A 23,224-nucleotide genomic window follows, 5' to 3' on the forward strand; every position below is an offset into this window, starting at 1 on the left:
CGACTATCAAGACCTTCTCGCTGGCCGAGGAATGTTCAAACAAAGGATGAGGCTATGGTTCAAGTTCGCAAACTGGTGTTAGCAATTGCGGCCGCCTCGGCGCTGTCCTCCGGCATGGCACATGCCCTCGGGCTCGGGGAATTGACCCTGAAGTCGACGCTGAACCAACCTTTGGTAGCAGAAATCGAGCTGCTTGACGTCAAGGACCTTACGGTTGCCGAAGTGGTGCCGAGCCTGGCCTCGCCCGAAGACTTCGCCAAGGCCGGTGTCGACCGCCAGGCATTTCTCAATGACCTGACCTTCACACCGGTGCTCAACGCCAGTGGTAGAAGCATCCTGCGTGTGACTTCCAGCAAACCCCTGTCCGAACCGATGGTGAAATTCCTGGTTCAAGTGATGTGGCCAAACGGTCGCCTGCTACGCGATTACAGCGTGCTGCTCGATCCGTCCAAATTCTCGCCGCAGACCGTTGATGCGGCTACGCAGCCAGCGCCGACTCAAACCGTCACCGCCCCCGTGACTGGTGCGACTAAACCGACTCAACACACCACCGCGCCGCGCGACACCCTGTGGGAAATCGCCGCGAAGGCGCGCAACGGTGGCTCGATTCAGCAAACGATGCTGGCCATCCAGGCGTTGAACCCGGATGCCTTTATCGACGGCAACATCAACCGCCTGAAAACCGGCCAAGTGCTGCGCCTGCCGGATCAGGCGCAAGCCACCAGCCTGCCACACGCCAAGGCAATCGCTGAAGTGGCCGCGCAGAACACCGCGTGGCGCCAGGGCCGTCGTTATGTGGCGAAACCCGGCACCGGCCAGCAACAACTCGATGCCACCAAGCGTGGTAACGCTGACGCGGGTGCTGCACAAGACACCAAGGACAAGCTGAGCCTGGTCTCGGCCGAATCCGGCAAGGCGGGCGGCAAAGGCGCTGCGGGCGATGCCAAGAACCTGAGCAACAAGCTGGCCGTGACCCAGGAAAGCCTCGACACGACGCGTCGTGACAACGCTGAACTGAAAAGCCGCATGACTGATCTGCAAAGTCAGGTGGACAAGCTGCAACGCCTGCTCGAGCTGAAGAACAATCAATTGGCCAAGTTGCAGGCCGAAGGTGCGGCGGGTGCACCTGCTGCAACGGCTGCTCCGGCCATATCGGCTGAGTTGGCGGCCGACCCAACGACGGCTCCGGCTGACGTAGCACCGACTCCGGCAGCACCTGCGCCAGAAGCAGCTGCCGCTCCTGCCGAACCGACAACCGAGCCGGCACCGGCTCTCTCCGACAACCAGAAATTCAACGAGCTGCTGTCCAACCCGGTGCTGTTGGGGCTGATCGGTGGTGGTGCGGTGGTTCTGGCGCTCTTGCTGCTGTTGTTGGCGCGTCGCCGCAAAGCTCAGCAAGAAGCCGAGAAACACCTGCGCATGGCCCATGCCTTGTCAGAAGGGCAGGATTTGTCCTTTGACAGCGACCTGTCGTATAGCAGTTTCGACGGCCTGGAAGTTCCGCCTGCGAGCGTAAAACTCGCCACTGCGCCGACCCCGGCACCTGCGCCAGCACCAGTGATTGCGCCGGTTGTAGTAACTGCGCCAATAGCTGCACCGCTGGTGTCGCCTGCCGCCGAGCCTGATGACGATGTGCTGAGCAAGGCGCAGTCGCACATCACTGCCGGTCGCCTGAACCAGGCTGCCGCGTTGCTGGAAGACGGCATCAAGCAAGAGCCGCAACGCAGTGAGCTGCGTTTGAAACTGATGGAGGTTTACGGTCAGCAGGGCGATCGTGATGCATTCGTTGGCCAGGAGCGCCAGCTGGTCGCCAACGGCGATAACTTTGCCCAGGTCGAAAAACTTAAATCGCGCTTCCCGGCTATGGCCGTGGTCGCCGCAAGTGGTCTGGCCGCAGCGGCTATCGCCGCAGAGCTGGACGCTCAGTACGTCAAAGACTTGCTGCTGGACGAGCCGCAAGCCCCGGCGCCTGCTGATGACGACTTCGACAGCGCTTTCGACTTGAGCCTGGACGACCTGGAAGCCGCTTCACCGGCTGTGGTTGCGCCAGAAGCAGACGCGTCGACTGAGCTGGACGAGTTTCCGCTGGATGACGATTTGAGCTTTGAATCGGTATTGCAGCAGCAAACCGACATCAAGGAAAACCTCGACGACCTGTCGGACTTCGATCTGGACATGGATCTGGGCGCAGATCCGTCGCCGGCCATTCTCGCCGAAGACGACTTCCTGCTGGATCTGGACGAAGGCGTGAAGGATTTGCCCGTCGTGCCTGAAGTGCCGCAGGACGATCTGGAGCTGCCTGCCGATTTTGACCTGTCGCTGGCTGATGAAATGGACGTGACCCCGGCCGAGCCTCGCGCCGCTGAGATTCCGGACGCTTTTGAAGCTGAACTGGATGACGTCAACGACGAGCTGGATCGTCTGTCCCAGAGCATTGGCGAGCCGAGCTTTACCGCAGAAGACGCCATGGCCTCGGCGGCTGACGAGCCGGACTTCGACTTCCTCTCTGGTACGGATGAAGTCGCTACCAAGCTCGATCTGGCCCAGGCCTACATCGACATGGGCGACAACGACGGCGCACGGGACATCCTCAATGAGGTGGTGACCGAGGGTGATGCCGGGCAGAAGAGCGAAGCCAGGGAAATGCTTTCGCGTCTGGCTTGAGTGATCAGGCAGCAGTAAAGAAAACGGCAGCCCATTGAGGCTGCCGTTTTTGTTTTCGCGATGAGCCAGCGGTGTTGGGTCTATTGCTTTCGCGAGCAGGCTCGCTCCCACAGGGTATGCATTTCAATGTGGGAGCGAGCCTGCTCGCGAAGAGTCCATCACATTCAACATGGATGTTGAGGCCAATCAACAAAAGACATACGCCTCTGGCGTCCCGCTTCAGCGGCCTTATAATGCCCGCCTTTGCGCACATCAGCAGGCTGTCACCCCTTGGCAAATATAGATAATCCGGCTGCCGAAATGGCGGCCGACGGCTTTTTCCGGATCGCATTGGGCGTTGAATACAAAGGCTCGCGCTATCGTGGCTGGCAACGCCAGGCCAGCGGCGTGCTCACAGTGCAGGAAACCCTTGAGAAAGCCTTGTCCAAAGTCGCCGACTCGCCGGTGTCGCTGCTGTGCGCCGGACGAACGGACGCTGGTGTGCATGCGTGCGGTCAGGTGGTGCATTTCGATACTCAGGTCGAGCGTTCGATGAAGGCCTGGGTCATGGGTGCCAATATCAATTTGCCGCACGACGTCAGTGTCAGCTGGGCCAAGGTCATGCCGGCGCATTTTCATGCGCGTTTCAAGGCTATTGCCCGGCGCTACCGCTACGTGATCTACAACGATCAGATCCGGCCGGCGCACCTCAACGAAGAAATCACCTGGAATCACCGCCCGCTGGACGTTGAACGCATGGCTGAAGCGGCGCAGTACCTGGTGGGTACGCATGATTTCAGTGCGTTCCGCGCCGGGCAGTGCCAGGCCAAGTCGCCGATCAAGGAATTGCATCACCTGCGAGTCACGCGTCACGGCAAGATGATCGTGCTGGACATCCGCGCCAGTGCGTTCCTGCACCACATGGTGCGCAACATTGCGGGCGTGCTGATGACCATCGGTACCGGCGAGCGTCCGGTGGAGTGGATGAAGGAGGTGTTGGAAAGCCGCATTCGCCGTTCCGGCGGGGTGACGGCGCATCCGTTCGGCCTGTATCTGGTGCAGGTCGAGTACCGTGATGAGTTCCAATTGCCCGAACGTTACATTGGCCCACACTTCCTGACCGGTTTCACGGAACTTGACGGCTGACGCCCTCGAACGCATTTGTTACCATCCGGGACTTTCCCGGATTTACCCTGAGGATTTATCGACATGTCTGCCGTTCGCAGCAAGATTTGCGGGATCACCCGCATAGAAGATGCGTTGGCGGCGGTCGAGGCCGGGGCCGATGCCATCGGGTTTGTGTTTTATGCCAAAAGCCCTCGGGCCGTGACGTTTCAGCAGGCGCGCGACATCATCAAGGCGCTGCCGCCGTTCGTCACCACCGTGGGTTTGTTCGTCAATGCCAGTCGCTGCGAGCTGGGCGAGCTGCTCGATGCCGTGCCACTGGACCTGTTGCAGTTCCATGGCGACGAAACGGCCGCCGAGTGTGAAGGCTGGCACCGGCCGTACATCAAGGCGCTACGGGTCAAGGCGGGTGACGACATCGCGGCCGCCTGCGATGCGTTCCCCAGCGCCAGCGGTATCCTGTTGGACGCCTATGTCGAAGGCGTGCCCGGTGGAACCGGTGAGGCGTTTGACTGGTCTCTGATACCGCAAGGCTTGAGCAAGCCGATCATTCTGGCGGGCGGTTTGACCCCTGAAAACGTCGCTGGGGCGATTGCCCGGGTGCGGCCTTACGCCGTGGACGTCAGTGGTGGGGTAGAAGCAAGCAAGGGCATCAAGGATCACGCAAAGATTCAGGCATTCATCAAGGCGGTTGTGGGAGCTGTCGAGTGAAGCGAGGCTGCGATTTTTTGAACCGGACGTTGATGTGACGGCTGGCAGACTGCCGCCGTCCACTGCTGTGTACAAAAGAGGTGCACCTGCACAAAGCAGGCATGGCTGAGGATTTATGGATTGTACGCAGGTCAAGTCTCGCGCTGACCGCGGCCACCCGATCAATCATCGCCACACATATGAATTTAGCTCAAGGGCATACGCGGGGCTGCGAACCAGAGCGTTCGGGCCGCCGGTACTGGAGAAAGAAAGCATGAGCAACTGGTTAGTAGACAAACTGATCCCTTCGATCATGCGTTCCGAGGTCAAGAAGAGCTCGGTGCCTGAAGGTCTGTGGCACAAATGCCCATCTTGCGAGGCTGTGCTGTACCGTCCGGAGCTGGAAAAGACCCTGGATGTTTGCCCGAAGTGCAACCACCACATGCGCATCGGCGCCCGCGCCCGCATTGACATCTTCCTCGACGCTGAAGGCCGTGCCGAACTGGGCGCGGACCTGGAGCCGGTTGACCGTCTGAAATTCCGTGACGGCAAAAAGTACAAGGATCGCCTGACCGCTGCCCAGAAGCAGACCGGCGAAAAAGATGCACTGATTTCCATGAGCGGCACCTTGCTGGGTATGCCGGTGGTGGTGTCTGCGTTCGAATTCTCCTTCATGGGTGGTTCGATGGGCGCCATCGTTGGTGAGCGTTTTGTTCGCGCCGCCAACTACGCGCTGGAAAAGAAATGCCCGATGATCTGCTTTGCCGCTTCCGGTGGCGCGCGGATGCAGGAAGCCCTGATCTCCCTGATGCAAATGGCCAAGACCTCGGCGGTACTGGCGCGTCTGCGTGAAGAAGGCATTCCGTTTATTTCGGTGCTGACCGACCCGGTCTACGGCGGCGTTTCCGCCAGCCTGGCGATGCTCGGTGATGTCATCGTCGGTGAGCCAAAAGCCCTGATCGGCTTCGCTGGCCCACGTGTGATCGAGCAAACCGTGCGTGAAAAACTGCCGGAAGGCTTCCAGCGCAGTGAATTCCTGCTGGAGCACGGCGCTATCGACATGATCATTCACCGTCAGGAACTGCGTCCGCGTCTGGGCAACCTGCTGGCGCAAATGGTGGGTCTGCCGACGCCGAAATTCGTCGCTGCGCCAATCGAACCAATCGTGGTTCCGCCGGTACCTGCGAACGTATGACTGAGCGTACCCTTGGCGAGTGGCTCGCCTACCTTGAGCAGTTGCACCCTTCGGCCATCGACATGGGCCTGGAGCGTTCGCAGCAGGTAGCGTCTCGCATGGGGCTGGGCAAGCCGGCGCCTAGGGTGATTACGGTCACAGGCACCAACGGCAAGGGTTCGACCTGCGCATTCGTGGCCTCGTTGCTGCGGGCGCAGGGCCTGAGCGTTGGTGTCTACAACTCTCCGCACCTGCTGCGTTACAACGAGCGGGTGCAGGTCAACGGCGTCGAAGCTGCGGATGCCGATCTGTGCAAAGCGTTCGCCGCAGTCGAGGCCGGTCGTGGCGACACGTCCCTGACGTATTTCGAAATGGGCACCCTGGCGGCGTTCTGGCTGTTTCAACAGGCCGGTCTCGATGCCGTGGTGCTGGAAGTCGGCCTTGGCGGGCGTCTGGATACGGTCAATGTGGTGGATGCCGACATGGCGCTGGTCACCAGCATCGGCGTCGACCATGCGGATTATCTGGGTGATACCCGTGAGTCTGTGGCCTTCGAGAAGGCCGGCATCTTCCGTCAGGGCGCGCCTGCGCTCTGTGGTGATCTGAATCCTCCACAACCGCTGCTGGACAAGGCGGGAGAGCTGGCTTGCCCGTTTTTCCTGCGTGGTCGCGATTTCGACCTCGGCGTGACTGATCACAACTGGCAATGGCGCGGGCTCGACGCTCAAGGGCGAGCGGTCGAGTTGTACGATTTGCCGTTGCTCGATCTGCCAATGGAAAACGCCGCATTGGCCCTGCAGGCCTATCTGCTGCTCGGTTTGCCTTGGGTGGACGCACAGATTATTGAAGCGCTGAAATCGACGCGGGTGGTGGGTCGTCTCGACCGCCGTCAGTTCGACTGGCAGGGCAAGCGCCTGAACCTGTTACTGGATGTGGGGCATAACCCTCATGCCGCCGAGTACCTGGCTCGCCGCTTGGCCAGTCGACCGCCGACCGGCAAGCGTCTGGCAGTGTTCGGTTTGCTGGCTGACAAGGATCTGGATGGTGTTGTCGGTGAATTGAGTGCTAGTGTCCAGCATTGGGCTGTCGCGCCGCTGGACTCGCCGCGTGCGCGCCCGGTTGCCGATTTGCAGGCTGCGTTGCAGAACCTTGGCGCGTCGGTAACGTCCTATGACAGCGTGACGGCAGCCCTGGAAGGGCAGAGCGCGCTGGCGACGAGCGACGACGAGATACTGTTGTTCGGATCATTTTATTGTGTCGCCGAGGCCCTTGAATGGTTGGCCCGGCGCTCCACGGAGGAAGCGGCAAATGGCATTGCTGGATAAGGCCTACAAACAACGCATGGTCGGCGCGCTGGTGCTGGTGGCACTGGCGGTGATTTTCCTGCCGATGCTGTTTTCCCGTCAGGATGAGCAGCGTCAGGTGACGGTCGATGCGCCAGCGATGCCGCATGCACCGGAGCTGTCGCAAGTGCAGGTCGAGCCAGTAGCGGTGCCTGAGCCGCAGGCACTGCCTCAAGAGCCTGTGCCTAGCGATGATGAAATCGCTCAGCAGGAAGCGCCGTCGACGCCCGCTGCAACGACGGCCCCTGTGGCTCCGGTACCTGTCGCCAAACCGACCGTCCCGGCACCTGTGCCAGCCGCCAAGGCTTCGACGCCGCCCGCTCAGCCTATCGCAACTGCACCGACCAAGCCGGATACCACTCAAAGTCGCATCGATGCCAATGGCCTGTCGATCAGCTGGTCGATTCAAGTGGCCAGCCTGTCGAATCGCGAAAGCGCGGAAAAATTGCAAAAAACCCTGCGCAGCCAAGGCTATAACGCCTATATCCGCTCGGCCGATGGCAAGAATCGGGTGTTCGTCGGGCCGCTGATCGAGCGTGCCGAAGCCGATCGTCTGCGCGATTTGTTGAGCCGCCAACATAACCTCAAGGGTTTTGTCGTGCGCTTCCAGCCCGAGCGCGGTTAAAAACTATCGCTCCGATTTGAAATGCACTGACAATCGCCGCTTACCGATCAGCATGGGCTCTGCTAAAATGCGCCGCCTTATCCGTCTGTAGGCTGCACTGTGCCATTTACCTGGGTTGACTGGGCGATCGTTGCAATCGTCGCCATCTCCGCATTGATCAGTCTGAGCCGCGGCTTCGTCAAAGAAGCGCTGTCGCTGGTGACCTGGATCATTGCAGGAGCCGTTGCCTGGATGTTCGGTGGTTCATTGTCCGAGTACCTCGCCGGATACATCCAAACGCCGTCGGCTCGTGTGATCACGGGCTGTGCCATCATGTTTGTCGCCACGTTAATCGTAGGCGCAATGATCAATTATCTTATCGGCGAATTGGTTCGCGTCACCGGGCTTTCCGGGACCGATCGATTCCTCGGCATGGCCTTCGGCGCTGCGCGTGGCGTGCTGCTGGTGGTCGTGGCGGTCGGGCTGTTGAGTCTGGGGCCGGTACAGCAGGACGGGTGGTGGAAAGAGTCACAGCTCGTGCCAAAATTTCTATTGGTCGCAGACTGGTCCAAAAACCTGATTCTCGGGTGGAGCAGTCAGTGGCTTGCCAGCGGTATCAGCGTACCCGCTGAGATACCGTTCAAGGAGCAACTCTTGCCAATGGCCAAAACGCCTCAGTGAGTGTTGTTCAGTTCAGATCCATTAAGTAGGGGTTGCGTCGCATGTGTGGCATCGTCGGTATCGTCGGTAAGTCGAACGTCAATCAGGCGCTGTATGACGCGCTAACCGTCCTCCAGCACCGCGGCCAGGACGCTGCCGGTATCGTGACCAGCCATGATGGCCGGTTATTCCTGCGCAAGGATAATGGCCTGGTGCGTGACGTGTTCCATCAGCGCCACATGCAGCGCCTGGTCGGCCACATGGGCATTGGCCATGTGCGTTACCCGACCGCGGGCAGCTCGACCTCGGCCGAAGCTCAACCGTTTTACGTCAACTCGCCGTACGGCATCACGTTGGCGCACAACGGTAACCTGACCAACGTTGAACAGCTGGCCAAGGAGATTTACGAATCTGACCTGCGCCACGTCAACACCAACTCCGACTCGGAAGTCCTGCTGAACGTGTTCGCTCACGAACTGGCCCAGCGCGGCAAGTTGCAGCCAACCGAAGAAGACGTTTTTGCCGCTGTTACTGACGTGCACAACCGTTGCGTCGGTGGCTACGCAGTGGTGGCGATGGTGACCGGTTACGGCATCGTCGGTTTCCGTGACCCGCACGGCATCCGCCCGATTGTTTTCGGTCAGCGTCACACCGACGAAGGCGTCGAGTACATGATCGCCTCCGAAAGCGTCTCCCTGGACGTGCTCGGTTTCACCCTGATTCGCGACCTGGCACCGGGCGAAGCGGTCTACATCACTGAAGACGGCAAGCTGCATACCCGTCAGTGCGCAACCAACCCGTCCCTGACCCCATGCATCTTCGAGCACGTCTACCTGGCGCGTCCGGACTCGATCATCGACGGTGTTTCGGTCTACAAGGCCCGTCTGCGCATGGGCGAGAAGCTCGCCGAGAAGATTCTGCGCGAACGTCCGGATCACGACATCGACGTGGTCATCCCGATCCCGGACACCAGCCGCACAGCGGCGCTGGAGCTGGCGAACCACTTGGGCGTCAAGTTCCGCGAAGGCTTCGTGAAGAACCGTTACATTGGCCGGACCTTCATCATGCCGGGCCAGGCCGCACGGAAAAAATCCGTTCGACAGAAGCTCAACGCGATCGAGCTGGAATTCCGTGGCAAGAACGTCATGTTGGTGGACGACTCGATCGTTCGCGGCACGACCTGCAAGCAGATCATCCAGATGGCTCGCGAAGCCGGCGCCAAAAACGTCTACTTCTGCTCCGCCGCACCGGCCGTTCGCTACCCGAACGTCTACGGCATCGACATGCCGAGCGCTCACGAGCTGATCGCCCACAACCGTTCGACCCAAGACGTTGCTGACCTGATTGGCGCTGACTGGTTGATCTATCAAGACTTGCCTGACTTGATCGAAGCGGTCGGTGGCGGCAAGATCAAGATCGACAAGTTCGATTGCGCGGTGTTCGATGGCCAATACGTCACCGGCGACGTCGACGAGGCTTACCTGAACAAGATCGAGCAGGCACGTAACGATGCCTCCAAGGTCAAGACGCAGGCAGTCAGTGCGATCATCGATCTGTACAACAACTAAATCTCTACCGGCCTGTAGGAGCTGGCTTGTCAGCGAAGGCGGTATCACAGGCAACGAAGATGTTGCATGTGATGCCCCCTTCGCTGGCAAGCCAGCTCCTACATAGGTGTCTCTCCTCAAGGCCGGTTTCGTATCTACTACCGAATAAGGCAAGGAGTGAGAACATGAGTCAGGATTGGGATGCCGGTCGGCTGGACAGCGACCTTGAAGGCGTAGCGTTCGATACCCTGGCCGTACGCGCCGGTCAGCACCGCACGCCGGAAGGCGAACACGGTGATCCGATGTTCTTCACCTCCAGCTACGTATTCCGTACCGCTGCCGACGCGGCGGCACGCTTTGCCGGTGAAGTGCCGGGCAACGTCTACTCGCGCTACACCAACCCGACCGTGCGCGCGTTCGAAGAGCGCATTGCCGCCCTGGAAAGTGCCGAGCAAGCCGTGGCCACTGCCACCGGTATGGCTGCGATCATGGCGGTGGTGATGAGCTTGTGCAGCGCCGGGGACCATGTGTTGGTTTCTCGCAGCGTGTTCGGTTCGACCATCAGCCTGTTCGAAAAGTACTTCAAGCGCTTCGGCATCGAAGTCGATTACGTACCCCTGGCGGACTTGTCCGGTTGGGATGCGGCGATCAAACCCAACACCAAATTGCTTTTTGTCGAGTCGCCATCGAACCCGCTGGCGGAGCTGGTGGACATCGCCGCGCTGGCGGAAATTGCTCACGTCAAAGGCGCGATGCTGGTGGTCGACAACTGCTTCTGCACCCCGGCATTGCAGCAGCCGCTGACAATGGGGGCGGACATTGTCGTGCACTCGGCAACCAAGTTCATCGACGGCCAGGGCCGTTGCATGGGCGGTGTCGTGGCCGGTCGCAGCGAGCAAATGAAAGAAGTGGTCGGTTTCCTGCGCACTGCCGGGCCAACCCTCAGCCCGTTCAACGCCTGGATTTTCCTCAAGGGCCTCGAAACCCTGAACCTGCGGATGAAGGCGCATTGCGCCAACGCCCAGCAACTGGCTGAGTGGCTGGAGCAGCAGGACGGCATCGAGAAAGTCCATTACGCCGGCCTGAAAAGCCATCCGCAGCACGAACTGGCTCAGCGCCAGCAGAAAGGTTTCGGAGCGGTGGTCAGTTTCGAGGTCAAGGGTGGCAAAGAGGGCGCCTGGCGCTTTATCGATGCGACCCGCCTGATTTCGATCACGGCCAACCTCGGTGATACCAAGACCACCATCACCCATCCGAGCACTACCTCTCACGGCCGTTTGGCGCCGCAAGAGCGTGAAGCGGCGGGCATTCGTGACAGCCTGATCCGCATTGCGGTCGGCCTGGAAGACGTGGCTGACCTGCAAGCCGACCTGGCGCGCGGGTTGGCGGCCTTGTGATCGAGTTGCCTTCGCCGAAAATCGGGTCCAATGGCCGTGTTGCACTGGTCACCGGTGCGGCGCGCGGCATTGGGTTGGGGATTTCGGCCTGGTTGATCAGCGAAGGCTGGCAGGTGGTGCTGAGCGATCTGGATCGGGTGCGCGGTTCGAAAGTGGCGAAGGTGCTGGGCGACAATGCCTGGTTTATTGCCATGGACGTGTCGAACGAAGGGCAGGTGGCGTTGGGCGTCGCCGAGGTGCTGGGCCAGTTCGGGCGCCTGGATGCGCTGGTGTGCAACGCGGCGGTGGCCGATCCGCACAACATTACACTGGAAAGCCTTGATCTGGCCTACTGGAACCGCGTGTTGGCGGTGAACCTCAGTGGGCCGATGCTGTTGGCCAAACACTGTGCGCCGTACCTGCGTGCTCACAGCGGTGCGATCGTCAACCTGGCTTCGACCCGCGCCGGGCAGTCAGAACCTGATACAGAGGCTTACGCGGCGAGCAAGGGCGGCTTGTTAGCGCTGACTCACGCATTGGCGATCAGTCTTGGGCCGGAAATACGTGTGAATGCGGTCAGCCCTGGCTGGATCGACACGCGAGACCCTTCTGTGCGGCGTGCCGAGCCGCTGACGGATGCCGATCATGCCCAGCATCCGGCGGGCAGGGTAGGGGCGGTCGAAGATGTCGCGGCGATGGTGGCGTGGTTGCTGTCGAAGAATGCCGGTTTTGTCACGGGCCAGGAATTCGTGGTCGATGGTGGCATGACCAAGAAGATGATTTACAGCGAATAGCCCTAAAGCAGTGGCTACTACAGGTTGATGTTGGATGTGCCGGCCTCTTCGCGAGCAGGCTCGCTCCCACAGTAGTTCGCGTATCTTCAGGGAGGATGCATTTCTAATGTGGGAGCGAGCCTGCTCGCGAAAGCTGTCTGGCAGTTGTCTGGATTGACACGATTTTGTCTTTTTCAGAAAAACTTCAATCCTGCTATTGACTTAGGTTCGGTACCTGCGTAAATTTCGCGGCCTCGGAGATGCAAACGGGTGATTAGCTCAGCTGGGAGAGCGTCTGCCTTACAAGCAGAATGTCGGCGGTTCGATCCCGTCATCACCCACCACTTCCGAGAGTCTTGCGAAAGCAAGATGGAAGCTGTAAAAAGCCTCCACCGACGCGCAGCGGTAGTTCAGTCGGTTAGAATACCGGCCTGTCACGCCGGGGGTCGCGGGTTCGAGTCCCGTCCGCTGCGCCATATTTTCCGGATCAGATTTATCTGGTTCGAGATTGAAAAGCTTCTGAGTTTTCAATCAGACGAGTTACTTGGACGAAAGTCCAAAGCGATACGCAGCGGTAGTTCAGTCGGTTAGAATACCGGCCTGTCACGCCGGGGGTCGCGGGTTCGAGTCCCGTCCGCTGCGCCATATCTGCTGCAAGGCCCACTGAACGCCTTGGAGCTACGAAGAAAGCCGCTGGTTATGTCAGTGTTTACTTCGAGTCGATAGCAAAGACCCTGGTCGAAAGACCGGGGTTTTTTGTGTCTGAAATTTTGTTTTTCCTCCTCTTGTATTCTCCCTTGCCGGGGCTTTCTGCCTACCTTTCTCCTTGACCGTCTGTAGGTCTTTCGCGACGACGATGTCTGGCAGGGTTGGCCTTGGCCTCACAACCGCTGACCTCATCAATTCTTGTAATAAAAAAATCACAATATTTTGATTCGCCGGTCAGTTTTTTGTATTGGGCTGTTTGCCGCAAGCGTATAAGCCTATAAACTTAACCTTTCGGTCAGCTTTGCACTGTCATTTCAGCCCTTTGTTTCGTCAATAAGGGTTTCTGCACGACTCGAGATTTCCAGTACATAATCAAAAGGGCGGGTCCCTAACCGCTCAGAGGATGATCCATGTCCAACCGTGATATATCCCGGCGCTCGTTCCTTCAGGGCGGGCTGGTAGCGGGTGTGAGCGTGACGCTTACGCCGCTCAGCAGTCAGGCGCTCGCCGCCTTGATGGAAAACAGCGTGACCGTGCCGTCCGAGCAGTGGCTCGGCAACAATGGCAAGGCACGCTCGCGTAACGATGCCTTGTCGAAAGTCTGCGGCAGCAAAGTCTTTGCCCGCGACATCCGCGCCAAGGACATGCCGGGCTGGCCGCAGCAGCAAGGCCACGCCATGCTGCTGAAAACCATCAAGGCCGACCGCATCTACGCGGGCATGGACCTGTCGTGGCTCGGCGCCGAGTTGCAGCCTGATCGCATCGTCACCGCCGCCGACCTGGAAAAAGACGGCATCGCCTTCCCGGAAGAGCACGCGCCAGATCCGCTGCTGCCGGAAGGCAAAGTGCCAATGTTCATCGGTCACCCGGTGGCGATCCTGATCTGGAACGACTTCGAGCGTTTCCGCCAGGCCAAGGCCAAACTCAAGTTCAATGACAAAGCAATCCGCTACGGCGCCCAAGTGCCGTTCTACGAACGCGATCCCTACGGCAGCTTCCGCTATGTGCGCGTGGGCGGGGCGACCTCGGCGGACGAGGACGAATTTGCCAGCCTCAAGGACTCGATCCTGTTCCCGATGCTGCGCAACCGTCGCCCGGTGTGGAATTCCCAGCCGAACCTGCACGGCAATCTGACAGAGCGCGGTTTGTTCTATGCTGATCGCATGAAACAGCAGATCGACACGCCGCCAGACAACTGGCTGGTGTTCGACGAACGTTACAAAACCCCATCGATTGAACCTGCCGCGATGGAGCCAGACAACGGCAACGGCTGGTACGACCCTGCGACCAAGACCCTGCATTTCGTCGTGGCCACTCAGTGTCCGCTGGAAACCGCCACTGAAACCGCGAAAATGATCGCCCCGTCGCGTTTCGGCCTGGCGCACCTGAATATGCACCCGGGTTATACCGTCGGCTACGGCTCCAAAGACCACAACATTTTCGTCTACTACGCAGCCCTCGCGGCGTTGTACGGCGCGGGTGTGCCGGTGCGTCTGGCTAACGACCGCTACGAGCAGTTCCAGAGCGGCATCAAGCGTCACCCGTTTGACATCCACTACCAGTTGGCGGTGGACAAGAACGATCACAGCTTCAAGATTTTCCGCGCCGACATGAGCGTCGACGGCGGCGGGCGAGTGAACTACAGCGCGTCGGTGGCGGCGGTTGGCGCCACGGCGGCGCAGTCGATCTACTACATGCCGCAGAACGATTTGCAGGTCACGGCCTATCATTCCCGCGCCGTTGAAGCCGGCTCGATGCGGGGTTACGGCACACTGCAAAGCATGGCGTCCACCGAAATGATGGTCGATGAAATTGCCGGTCGCCTCGGCATCGACGCCATCGATCTGCGCAAGAAAAACGCTATGGTCTCGGGTATGAAAAATACCCAGGGTGCGGTGCCGGCGGGTGCTTTACGCTTGCACGAGATTCTCGACAAGGCTGCCGTTCACGACGTCTGGAAAAACCGCGACGCGATCAAAAAGCAACGCGAAGCGCAGGATCCGGACAACTGGTACGGCGTCGGTTTCGCCATCTGTCAGAAAGACTTCGGCACGGGTTCTGAAGCGCCGATGGCCAGCATCGAGTTCACCGCGCAAGGGCACGTCACCCTGCGCCACATCGGTATCGAAATCGGCACCGGCATGTCCACTTCTCAAGCTCTGGTCGTGGCCGATTTCCTCGGTGTTGCGGCGACCGAAGTGAAGACCGGCGAGACCGAATGGAAGGAGTTGCAGCTGATCAGCGGCGGCAACCCTTACATCATGAGCCAGGCCGAGCAAGACGGTTTTCTGCGTAACCCGCGCTGGGTCGGCAAGATCGCCTCGGCCTCGTCGGCCACCAACTCGGCCTACTACTTCAGCCACGCTACCCGTGAAGCGGCGCGTGTGTTGTTCAACCACGGCTTGTGGCCGGCGGCGATGCAAATCTGGAGTCAGGGTCCTTACGGCGGAGCGGCCAACCCTTACGTGGTGCGTCGCGAAGATGCGCATTGGGTCGACGGCAAACTCACCGCCAACGGCATGCAGCCGCTGAGCTTTGAGCAGTTGGCCAAGCATGCCCACGAGCGTGGCCTGGTCACTGGCGCAACCGTGCACGGTTTCAACCGTTGGAGCTGGGCCGATGCCGAGTTCAGCATCGATGGCGTGCGCGAACGTCTGCCGCTCGATGGCCTGGCCGTCAAGTATGGCGACGGCGCTCCGAGCGTGAAAAAGGCGCAGATGAACAGCGCCGGTTTCCATCTGCTGGATCGCCAGAACGTGCATTACCCCGACACTCAGCTGAACAACGCGGCAGTGACTTACTACAGCCCGGTCGCGACGCTGGTGGAAGTGAAAGTCAACAAAGGCTCGGCCGAAGTGCAAGTGCTCAACCATCATTCGTGGGTCGAGTGCGGTCGGGTGCTGGTGGAAGAACTGGTCAAGGGCCAGATCGAAGGCGGGATCGCCATGGGCATTGGTCATGCGTTGATGGAGGAGATGCCGCTGTACGAAGGCGGGCCGGGGGAGGGTGACTGGAACTTCAACCGTTACCGCTTGCCGATGGCGCGCCATGTGGCGGTCTGGAAGCAGACGTCTGAAATCCTGCCGCCGCTGTCGCCGAGTGATCCATCGAAGGGCATTGCCGAAGTGGTGATGATCCCGGTGGTCGGTGCCATCGGTAACGCCGTGGCACACGCCATCGGCAAACGGGTCCGCGACCTGCCTATCACTTCTGCACGCATCAAGGAGGCCCTCAATGGCTAACCGTCCGCTCCAACTGACCCTCAACGGTCAAACTGTCGGCCCGGTGGACATCCCTGATGACCTGCCGATGATCGATTACCTGCACGAATACAAAAACCTCACCGGCTCCCGTTTGGGCTGCGGCCAGGGTATTTGCCACGCGTGTGTGGTGATCGTCGACAACCCGGACGGCACCAGCGAAGAAGTGCGCACCTGCATCACCGGCGCGCATTACTTTGAAGGCAAAAAAGTACGGACCATCGAAGGTCACGCGAAACGCGATGAGGAAGGGAAAGTCACTGAACTGAACCCGATCCAGCAGCGCTTCGTCGACGAATTTGCCTTCCAGTGCAGCTACTGCGCGCCGGGTTTCGTGAATGCCGCGACCGTGTTGGTGGAAAAGTTGCAGCGTCAGCCCATCGTCAAAAGCCAGCTGGAAAAAGTCATCGAGGACAGCCTCGGTCACCACATCTGCCGCTGCACCGGTTACGTGCGCTACTACAGCGCGACGCGCAATGTGCTGACCGATCTCGGCCTGGTCAAGGAGGGCTAAGCATGAAGCAACTACTTTCCCGCCTGGCGTTGGCGGTTGGTCTGGCTGCGCCGGTGTTGCTGGCTCATGCCGAAGATCAGGTCAAGCGCGGCGAATACCTCGCCCGTGCCGCTGACTGCATGGCTTGCCACACCGCGCCGGGTGGCGCGCCGTACGCGGGCGGTCTGCCGATTGTCTCGCCGTTCGGCACGATCTACGGCACCAACATCACCCCGAGCAAAGAGCACGGCATCGGCCTCTACACCGATGAAGAATTCTTCGCTGCACTCACCGAAGGCAAGCGCCGTGATGGCGCCAACCTGTACCCGGCAATGCCGTACACCTCGTATCACCTGATACCGCGCGACGACTCCGACGCGATTCACGCGTACCTGAAAACGTTCGAGCCAATTGAGCGTGCAGCACCGGCCACCAGCCTGAGCTTTCCGTTCAACGTGCGTCTGGGCCTGATGGGCTGGAACATGCTTTATGGCAAGGATGTAAAGCTGACGCCTACCGAGGGCAAAAGCGAAGCCTTCAAGCGTGGCCAGTACATGGTTGATGTGCTCGGTCATTGCGGCGAATGCCACACCCCACGCGGTTTGCCGGGTGCGATGCAACAGGACAAGCGCCTGACCGGCGGCGTGCTCAATGGCTATCTGGCGCCTGGCCTGTTGGCCGATGACCTGGCGGCTCGCGGCTGGAATCATCAAGACCTGAGCTCATTCCTCAAGCACGGCATGAGCGCTCAGGGCACGATGTTCAACGAGATGTTCCCGGTGTTCCACAACAGCACCCAGGGCCTGACTGATCCGGATCTGGCGGCGATGGCGACCTACCTGCTTGGCGATCAACCGCCGGCGGCGAAGGTGCTGACTGACGTGCCGTTCGACAAGCTCACTGCAAGTGCCCAGCGTGGCCGTCAGGAATACCTGAACGTCTGCGCCGGTTGCCATGAGGTTGGTGGTGACGGCAAGCCGCACATTGCTGTGGCCATGCGCGGCAATACCACGCTGCGCCTGGAAGATCCGCGCAACCTGGTGCGGGTGATTGATGACGGTATCGGTGAGCAGAAATTTGCCGGGTTCGAACACATGCAGTCGATGCCAGGTTTCGCTGAGAAGCTCAGTCACGAGCAACTCACGGATCTGCTGAACTACTTGCGTCAGAGCTGGGGTGGTCAGCCGGGTGATCTGGCGGTCAACGCTGTGCAAACGTTGCGTGCCGATGCGCCGCCGCTTGAGCACAAGGCGCACTGACATGCAGCATCTCGATCTGCAAGTGGTGCGCCGGGCGCTGGAGTGGTCAACGGCCGGCCAGCGCCTCTGGCTCTGCACGGTGCTCGCCACCTACGGCTCGGCGCCTCGTGCGCCGGGTTCGCTGCTGGCGGTAAACGCCGACGGGCATTGGATCGGATCGCTGTCGGGTGGCTGTGTTGAGGAGGATTTTCTCGAACGAGTCGCCGAGGGTGCGTTTCTCGAAGCGGTCAGCGTTGTTCGTTATGGCGAGGGCGACGATCCGCGTTCCCGGGTGAGTCTGCCCTGCGGCGGCGTGCTCGATGTGCTGGTTGAGAAGCTTGAACCGGTTTGCGAGGTACAGGCGCATCTACGGGAGCTGGAGTCGGCGCTGTTGGGCCAACGTCGGCTGATCCGCGAGGTCGATCTGTCCAGCGGTGCGCGGAGTCTGTTCGATGATCGTGAGCAGGGTGTGCGAATCGAACGTGAGATCGATCGGGTGCGCGTGCGGATCGGCGCGGCCCAGCGCTTGCTGCTGGCGGGGTATTCCTCGGTTGCTCAGGCGTGTGCAGAGTTTGCCGTCGGGCTGGGTTTCGAAGTGATTCTGTGCGACCCGCGTGACGAGGTGCTGGAAGGCGTGGTGCTGGAAAACGTCGAGATTCGTCGTCAGCTGCCCTCAGTGTTCATTGCTGACGGCGGCTGCCACAGCGACACGGCGGTGGTGGCGTTGACCCACGATCCGCGCATCGATGACCTGGCGATGATGGAAGCGGTGCGCACCGAGGCGTTTTATATCGGCGTGATGGGCTCCCTGCAGACATCGCAAAAGCGCTTCGAGCGTTTGCGCAGGATTGGTGGTTTGGGGGAGGCCGAGCTGGCGCGGATTCATGCGCCCATCGGTTTGAACCTGGGCAGCAAGACGCCTGCCGAGATTGCCCTCGCCGTACTCGCCGATATTTTGCGAATACGTAGCGGCATCGCGCGGGATCGACTTTGAAGCCGTGCGCTGAACCCTGTAGGAGCCGGGCTTGCCCGCGATGAGGTCATCCAATTGATACCTGCGTTGGCTGACCTGCCGCTATCGTCGGAACGCCGCCCGGAGCAGGCTGGCTCCCACTGGGGGGAGTGCTGACTTCCCAAGCTGATACAAAAAAGGGGCCGCATTCAGCAGCCCCTTTTTTGTATCAATATCCGAACTTGTCCCGTAGCCCGTAGTACCAGGCGCCCAACGCCGCGAACGGTGTGCGTAGCAATTGTCCGCCGGGGAACGGGTAGTGGGGCAGGTCGGCAAACGCATCGAAACGCTCGGCCTGGCCTCGCAGCGCCTCGGCCAATACTTTGCCCGCCAAATGCGTGTACGTCACGCCATGACCGCTGCAACCCTGGGAATAGTAAATGTTGTCACCCAGTCGTCCGACCTGGGGAAGGCGCGACAGGGTCAGCAGGAAATTACCGGTCCAGGCGTAGTCAATTTTCACGTCCTTAAGCTGTGGGAACGCCTTGAGCATCTTTGGCCGAATGATCGCCTCAATGTTCGCCGGATCCCGCGCGCCATACACCACACCGCCGCCAAAGATCAGCCGCTTGTCGCTCGTCAGGCGGTAGTAGTCGAGTAAGTAATTGCAGTCCTCGACGCAGTAATCCAGCGGCAGCAGGTTGTTCGCCAATTCGTCGCCCAACGGTGCGGTGGTGATGACTTGAGTCCCGCAGGGCATCGACTTGGCCGCCAGTTCCGGCACCAGGTTGCCCAAGTAGGCGTTGCCGGCGACGATGATGAATTTGGCCCTGACCTTGCCCTGTGGCGTATGCACTACCGGATTTGCGCCACGCTCGATGCGCACTGCTGGCGACTGTTCATAAATGGTGCCGCCCAGCGACTCAACGGCCGCCGCTTCGCCCAGCGCCAGATTGAGGGGATGAATGTGCCCGCCACTCATGTCGAGCATGCCGCCAACGTACTGATCGCAATTCACGACTTCACGGATTCGACGCTGATCCATCAGCTCAAGCTGCGCATGACCGAAACGTTCCCATAGGCGCTTTTGCGATTCCAGGTGGCCCATCTGCTTGGCCGTGATGGCCGCGAACACGCCACCGTCCTTCAAGTCGCACTGGATATTATATTTGGCGACCCGCTCACGAATAATCCGCCCACCCTCGAACGCCATTTGCCCCAACAACTGAGCCTGCTTGGGACCGACACTGCGCTCGATCACATCGATATCGCGGCTATAGCTGTTGACGATCTGGCCACCGTTACGGCCCGACGCGCCAAAACCTACCTTGGCCGCTTCCAGAACCGTTACCTTAAAACCGTTCTCCAGCAGAAACAGGGCGGAGGACAGGCCGGTATAACCGGCGCCGATCACGCAGACATCAGTCTCTACATCACCCTGCAAGGCCGGCCGCGGCGGGACCGCATTGGCCGATGCGGCGTAATAGGACTCTGGGTAGGGAGTGTTCTCCATCCTGCAGCCTCTGTTTAATATATTTTACGAGTGCATTGATCCTACTCGAGTTAAAAATCGACCGCCAGCCACCGGAAAATCTTCTTCGTAACTGCAAAATTAAATATTTTGCATATTCATAGGGTTAGCTCGAAAAAAGGTGTTGACACCCCTCCGGAATTCCGTAGAATGCCGCCTCACAGCAGGCACGTAGCTCAGTTGGTTAGAGCACCACCTTGACATGGTGGGGGTCGTTGGTTCGAGTCCAATCGCGCCTACCAAACAAAATCCGCTCTGCTGGGCGGTCTGGAAGGGCTCACCGAAAGGTGGGCCCTTTTTTGTGCTTTGAATTTCTTGCAGAACGTTCACAAAATATAGGGTTCGTTCACACTGGGCAATGTGAATGCCTATAAGACCTGTCCTGAGCTGGGATTCTTCTTGTCGCAGGGGAGGTTGTGTTGTCGAGAGGTTTTGGTGAGCGTGGGAAGTTAGGGTTCAAATCCCTATCCCTTCGTCATTATTCTAAAAATCCTGTAATTCAACGGGTACGGGGCTTTTTCTTTTCCGATTTGTACTGCTCAATTGTACTGCTCATCGCATCCCGCCTTTTGTCACTCCAATCTAATCCCTTCGCCGTCCCGTTTTCTTCGTTTCGCTCGCAAATCCCTCGATAGCTATCACTAGTCAGTTCGCACCCGTAGACATCACGCACATGAGTCCACTTGATCTTGTGAAAAGGTGAATCATGTCGCCCACAGGGTGAATTAAGTTACTCGTGCCTCTAGGTCACGTCCCGTGTGTCTTTACTACGTTAGCTCAAGTCGCTCTAATGCGTAATCCTTACCTGCCAAGGTAAGTGAAAAAGTGGTGGAGCCGAACGTACCTCGTGTCGCACTTCGCTTCACAAGACGTTTAACTTCGAGTTGCTTTAGACCTGCTTCAACTTCCTGCGTGCTGAGTGAGACAAGTTTGCAAACTGAGTCTAAATTTGCAATCTTTCTGAAGTTCGCATGATAGGCTAAAGCTTCCATCAGTAGCGTTTGGTTATCTGTCAACTGTGGAAACTGAGGGTTGTTCTTTTTGTAAATTTTTCGCTCTATCTCATGTAACTCACCGTAAGCCCCGTCAGTGGTGCGGGTGTAGTAAATCGCTACAGACAGAGTGCTGATTAAAGTCGCGATAATCATCAGCAGCGACCAATTCGGCATTGGCGTTTCCAGCAAAAGCCAATCCCAAACACGTAGCAACCAGACCTTGGTATCTGCCAGCAATGTCAGGTCGAAGTAAGTGTCGAGCAGCTTTGTGACTGCCCAAGCGACAAGGAGGCCCCCGGCCGAGTAGGCCATAGCCTTGAGCGTGAGCGGGGATCGCTTGCCTTCTGCTGCCATGCTGCTCGTCTCTAGTGTATGAAACAGATGTTATCAGCATAGCAGTGGAAAAGTGGCCCCCTGGCATTGGCACGGATGGGGGAGGGGTTGTTACAGGTAGGAGGGTGTAGTGGATCAGGTACAGCGACACCAGCGGTGAACGCAGACACTCACCGACAACCTGCTCAGCCGGGGCTTTTGGAGCCTCCGCGGTACGCCTGTCTGTCGGCCGCCTGGTTCTGGGCGACCAAGGGGCTGAACACCTCGGCCGATGCCAACAAGTTCGAATTCATCACTCGGCAAATCAACGGTGGGCTCAATGGCCATCCGGATCGGCTGAGGTTGTGGGCGAAGGACTCGGCTGCGCCGGCGTGATCTCGCTGTCGCGGCCTGGCTGCTGGCGGCATGCCGGCCGTACGTGCAGGGGTTAAATTGACAGGGATTTCGGGCGAATATGTGTAGTCTTCGTCATCTCGCAGGTGGCTATACCAGCCATACAGCGCTACCCCAAGGGTGACAACGATCATAGCTATGAGGATGAAGATTAAATAACGCATCGTACTCGACTGCCTTTAGTGGTGCGAGTGTAGGGTTGGGATGCGTCCTTGCTGGTGAGTGATTTAAGCCAGCTAGGCAAACTGCTGTCTGTAGGGGGGCGCCCTACATGATGGTTTTTTTCCCTTAGATGAGGCTAGGGCCTCACGCTAATGGTGGTCGTTAAAACTGATTCACTCAGGCGCCATGAGCACCGCGAGCGTCATCTTGAAAAACGCGAACTCGTTTTCGATCCTTTTGAGCAGCAGGGAGGGGGGCAGGTATGAATTTGGCACGCACTAATTCTCCGTGGACGAAGAAAGCGTATTAGTCGAAAAAATGATTTGGATGGAGTGGTATTCGGTCGGCAGGACGCCGGACGAGGGAGCTTGAACTGCCTGTTTTTCAGTTGATTTCAAAGCGTTAAAAGGCGATACCTAATTTTACGCCATACTCATCCCGGGTTTGTTTGTCGAAGGCGGTCGCTGCAAATTGCCCATCTAGGTCATAATTGAACCGGTTGAAGTATAGTGATGCTACAACCGGAATCGATTCGTGCGGATTAAACAGGAAACTCAGCTCAATAAAAGGATTGGTGCTGTTTTTTAAATCCAGAGTCTCGCTACTGACCCCATGGAGTTTTAGTTGCGCATCACCATTTATTCCCTTTCGAATTCCCGCTTCAATACGCACGATTGTAGTGCTGAACTGATGATTGTAGCCTGCAGCTGCTTTAGCGAAAGCAGTGCGGTTGGTGAGATCAATGTTGTATTTGTTAGAGTCAGGTTCAAATCGATTCCATTTGTATCCACCGCCCAGCAAGAAATCTATAAAATTGCGTGAATTCAAAGCAATCCTCCAGCCAAGATCCAAGTCAGCTTGGCCGTCCTTTACTTTTTGATCCTGTTTTTCAGAGTATTGCCCACTGATTTCTGCATGATAAACAAAGCCGGCCTGGGCCGTCATTTTGTTACCGTAGTTGAGAAATAGTCCTCCTTCCGGCATGTGCTCGGTGTTGGAGCTTCTGTGTCCGGAGAATTCGAGTACGCTGTAGCTTCCCAGTAAGCCAAATGAAAAAATCGGATCTGTAAGAGTAGCAGCGCTAGAAGTTGTTGGTGCGATTCCCGCAAGAAGGGTGGTGACCAGAGCAGTAAGATTCCTTCTATTCATAAACCCCCCACCAGAACACTATTGGTCCAGAGTGGACCGATACATACAACGATAGCTGTTTTCTTGTGTTGGACC

Annotated in this window: 18 protein-coding genes and 4 tRNA genes; 19 read left to right on the forward strand and 3 right to left on the reverse strand. The window is 58.7% G+C overall.

The genetic code is table 11. The features are described from left to right. Positions 1-54 precede the first annotated feature (54 nt). The 17 genes from ACWGZX_RS24455 (at position 55) to ACWGZX_RS24535 (ending at position 18,628) form a co-directional block, all read left to right on the forward strand. On the forward strand, positions 55-2,664 hold the full coding sequence (locus ACWGZX_RS24455; protein WP_452625790.1) for a FimV/HubP family polar landmark protein: 2,610 nt from the start codon (positions 55-57) through the stop codon (positions 2,662-2,664). Positions 2,665-2,964: 300 nt separating this feature from the next. Next, positions 2,965-3,789, forward strand: a complete 825-nt coding sequence (gene truA / locus ACWGZX_RS24460; protein ID WP_223511637.1) for a tRNA pseudouridine(38-40) synthase TruA — start codon at positions 2,965-2,967, stop codon at positions 3,787-3,789. A 63-nt stretch (positions 3,790-3,852) separates the two neighbouring features. Then, positions 3,853-4,479, forward strand: coding sequence for a phosphoribosylanthranilate isomerase (locus tag ACWGZX_RS24465; protein ID WP_452625791.1), 627 nt, complete (start codon positions 3,853-3,855; stop codon positions 4,477-4,479). Positions 4,480-4,732: 253 nt separating this feature from the next. Beyond that, positions 4,733-5,653: an acetyl-CoA carboxylase, carboxyltransferase subunit beta gene (gene accD / locus ACWGZX_RS24470; protein ID WP_452625792.1), complete on the forward strand. Its 921-nt coding sequence runs from the start codon at positions 4,733-4,735 to the stop codon at positions 5,651-5,653. Continuing rightward, positions 5,650-6,957: a bifunctional tetrahydrofolate synthase/dihydrofolate synthase gene (gene folC / locus ACWGZX_RS24475; RefSeq protein WP_452625793.1), complete on the forward strand. Its 1,308-nt coding sequence runs from the start codon at positions 5,650-5,652 to the stop codon at positions 6,955-6,957. Before accD ends, folC begins: the two co-directional genes overlap by 4 nt. Continuing rightward, positions 6,941-7,600: an SPOR domain-containing protein gene (locus ACWGZX_RS24480; protein ID WP_452625794.1), complete on the forward strand. Its 660-nt coding sequence runs from the start codon at positions 6,941-6,943 to the stop codon at positions 7,598-7,600. The genes folC and ACWGZX_RS24480 overlap by 17 nt, the downstream gene beginning before the upstream one ends. Positions 7,601-7,699: 99 nt before the next feature. After that, positions 7,700-8,260, forward strand: a complete 561-nt coding sequence (locus ACWGZX_RS24485; RefSeq protein WP_046026887.1) for a CvpA family protein — start codon at positions 7,700-7,702, stop codon at positions 8,258-8,260. A 41-nt stretch (positions 8,261-8,301) separates the two neighbouring features. Next, positions 8,302-9,807, forward strand: a complete 1,506-nt coding sequence (gene purF / locus ACWGZX_RS24490) for an amidophosphoribosyltransferase (protein ID WP_007935163.1) — start codon at positions 8,302-8,304, stop codon at positions 9,805-9,807. Between the two features lie 164 nt (positions 9,808-9,971). Next, a complete protein-coding gene (locus ACWGZX_RS24495) occupies positions 9,972-11,183 on the forward strand; it encodes an O-succinylhomoserine sulfhydrylase (RefSeq protein ID WP_452625795.1) in 1,212 nt (403 codons plus the stop codon). Further along, complete coding sequence (locus tag ACWGZX_RS24500) at positions 11,180-11,956, forward strand: SDR family oxidoreductase (protein WP_452625796.1); 777 nt, start codon at positions 11,180-11,182, stop codon at positions 11,954-11,956. The genes ACWGZX_RS24495 and ACWGZX_RS24500 overlap by 4 nt, the downstream gene beginning before the upstream one ends. A 247-nt stretch (positions 11,957-12,203) precedes the next feature. Beyond that, positions 12,204-12,279: transfer RNA gene (locus ACWGZX_RS24505), tRNA-Val, on the forward strand. A gap of 55 nt (positions 12,280-12,334) precedes the next feature. Continuing rightward, positions 12,335-12,411, forward strand: a tRNA-Asp gene (locus ACWGZX_RS24510). A 92-nt stretch (positions 12,412-12,503) separates the two neighbouring features. Beyond that, positions 12,504-12,580 (forward strand) — tRNA-Asp (locus ACWGZX_RS24515). 473 nt (positions 12,581-13,053) lie between these two features. Continuing rightward, the gene (locus tag ACWGZX_RS24520) at positions 13,054-15,885 is read left to right on the forward strand and encodes a xanthine dehydrogenase family protein molybdopterin-binding subunit (protein ID WP_452625797.1); all 2,832 of its coding nucleotides are present in this window, start codon (positions 13,054-13,056) and stop codon (positions 15,883-15,885) included. After that, positions 15,878-16,417, forward strand: a complete 540-nt coding sequence (locus tag ACWGZX_RS24525) for a (2Fe-2S)-binding protein (RefSeq protein WP_452625798.1) — start codon at positions 15,878-15,880, stop codon at positions 16,415-16,417. Before ACWGZX_RS24520 ends, ACWGZX_RS24525 begins: the two co-directional genes overlap by 8 nt. A 2-nt stretch (positions 16,418-16,419) precedes the next feature. Continuing rightward, positions 16,420-17,655, forward strand: coding sequence for a c-type cytochrome (locus ACWGZX_RS24530; protein ID WP_452625799.1), 1,236 nt, complete (start codon positions 16,420-16,422; stop codon positions 17,653-17,655). Between the two features lies 1 nt (position 17,656). Next, positions 17,657-18,628 carry an XdhC family protein gene (locus ACWGZX_RS24535; protein WP_452625800.1) on the forward strand — a complete coding sequence of 324 codons (972 nt, stop codon included), beginning with the start codon at positions 17,657-17,659 and terminating at the stop codon, positions 18,626-18,628. 187 nt (positions 18,629-18,815) lie between these two features. Here ACWGZX_RS24535 and ACWGZX_RS24540 read toward each other — a convergent pair whose 3' ends face one another. Further along, positions 18,816-20,099 (reverse strand): NAD(P)/FAD-dependent oxidoreductase, encoded by a 1,284-nt coding sequence (locus ACWGZX_RS24540; RefSeq protein ID WP_452625801.1) that lies wholly within the window; start codon positions 20,097-20,099, stop codon positions 18,816-18,818. Positions 20,100-20,282: 183 nt separating this feature from the next. Here ACWGZX_RS24540 and ACWGZX_RS24545 point away from each other — a divergent pair. Next, positions 20,283-20,359 (forward strand) — tRNA-Val (locus ACWGZX_RS24545). A gap of 525 nt (positions 20,360-20,884) precedes the next feature. Here ACWGZX_RS24545 and ACWGZX_RS24550 read toward each other — a convergent pair. Continuing rightward, entirely contained in the window at positions 20,885-21,466 is a 582-nt protein-coding gene (locus tag ACWGZX_RS24550; RefSeq protein WP_452625802.1) for a hypothetical protein, read from the reverse strand. Between the two features lie 177 nt (positions 21,467-21,643). On the opposite strand from ACWGZX_RS24550, the gene ACWGZX_RS24555 reads away from it, so the two are divergent. Then, positions 21,644-21,820, forward strand: coding sequence for a hypothetical protein (locus tag ACWGZX_RS24555; protein ID WP_452625803.1), 177 nt, complete (start codon positions 21,644-21,646; stop codon positions 21,818-21,820). Positions 21,821-22,402: 582 nt separating this feature from the next. Here ACWGZX_RS24555 and ACWGZX_RS24560 read toward each other — a convergent pair. Continuing rightward, complete coding sequence (locus ACWGZX_RS24560) at positions 22,403-23,149, reverse strand: hypothetical protein (protein WP_452625804.1); 747 nt, start codon at positions 23,147-23,149, stop codon at positions 22,403-22,405. Between the last annotated feature and the right edge of the window lie 75 nt (positions 23,150-23,224).

The sequence above is a fragment of the Pseudomonas sp. CLCA07 genome, from assembly GCF_053615335.1.

What these genes read in the sequence shown, in the direction of transcription:
- ACWGZX_RS24455 (WP_452625790.1), top strand. Translation starts at nt 55, where the DNA reads ATGGTTCAAGTTCGCAAACTGGTGTTAGCAATTGCGGCCGCCTCGGCG.
- truA (WP_223511637.1), top strand. Translation starts at nt 2,965, where the DNA reads ATGGCGGCCGACGGCTTTTTCCGGATCGCATTGGGCGTTGAATACAAA.
- ACWGZX_RS24465 (WP_452625791.1), top strand. Translation starts at nt 3,853, where the DNA reads ATGTCTGCCGTTCGCAGCAAGATTTGCGGGATCACCCGCATAGAAGAT.
- accD (WP_452625792.1), top strand. Translation starts at nt 4,733, where the DNA reads ATGAGCAACTGGTTAGTAGACAAACTGATCCCTTCGATCATGCGTTCC.
- folC (WP_452625793.1), top strand. Translation starts at nt 5,650, where the DNA reads ATGACTGAGCGTACCCTTGGCGAGTGGCTCGCCTACCTTGAGCAGTTG.
- ACWGZX_RS24480 (WP_452625794.1), top strand. Translation starts at nt 6,941, where the DNA reads ATGGCATTGCTGGATAAGGCCTACAAACAACGCATGGTCGGCGCGCTG.
- purF (WP_007935163.1), top strand. Translation starts at nt 8,302, where the DNA reads ATGTGTGGCATCGTCGGTATCGTCGGTAAGTCGAACGTCAATCAGGCG.
- ACWGZX_RS24495 (WP_452625795.1), top strand. Translation starts at nt 9,972, where the DNA reads ATGAGTCAGGATTGGGATGCCGGTCGGCTGGACAGCGACCTTGAAGGC.
- ACWGZX_RS24520 (WP_452625797.1), top strand. Translation starts at nt 13,054, where the DNA reads ATGTCCAACCGTGATATATCCCGGCGCTCGTTCCTTCAGGGCGGGCTG.
- ACWGZX_RS24525 (WP_452625798.1), top strand. Translation starts at nt 15,878, where the DNA reads ATGGCTAACCGTCCGCTCCAACTGACCCTCAACGGTCAAACTGTCGGC.
- ACWGZX_RS24530 (WP_452625799.1), top strand. Translation starts at nt 16,420, where the DNA reads ATGAAGCAACTACTTTCCCGCCTGGCGTTGGCGGTTGGTCTGGCTGCG.
- ACWGZX_RS24535 (WP_452625800.1), top strand. Translation starts at nt 17,657, where the DNA reads ATGCAGCATCTCGATCTGCAAGTGGTGCGCCGGGCGCTGGAGTGGTCA.
- ACWGZX_RS24540 (WP_452625801.1), bottom strand. Translation starts at nt 20,099, where the DNA reads ATGGAGAACACTCCCTACCCAGAGTCCTATTACGCCGCATCGGCCAAT.
- ACWGZX_RS24550 (WP_452625802.1), bottom strand. Translation starts at nt 21,466, where the DNA reads ATGGCAGCAGAAGGCAAGCGATCCCCGCTCACGCTCAAGGCTATGGCC.
- ACWGZX_RS24560 (WP_452625804.1), bottom strand. Translation starts at nt 23,149, where the DNA reads ATGAATAGAAGGAATCTTACTGCTCTGGTCACCACCCTTCTTGCGGGA.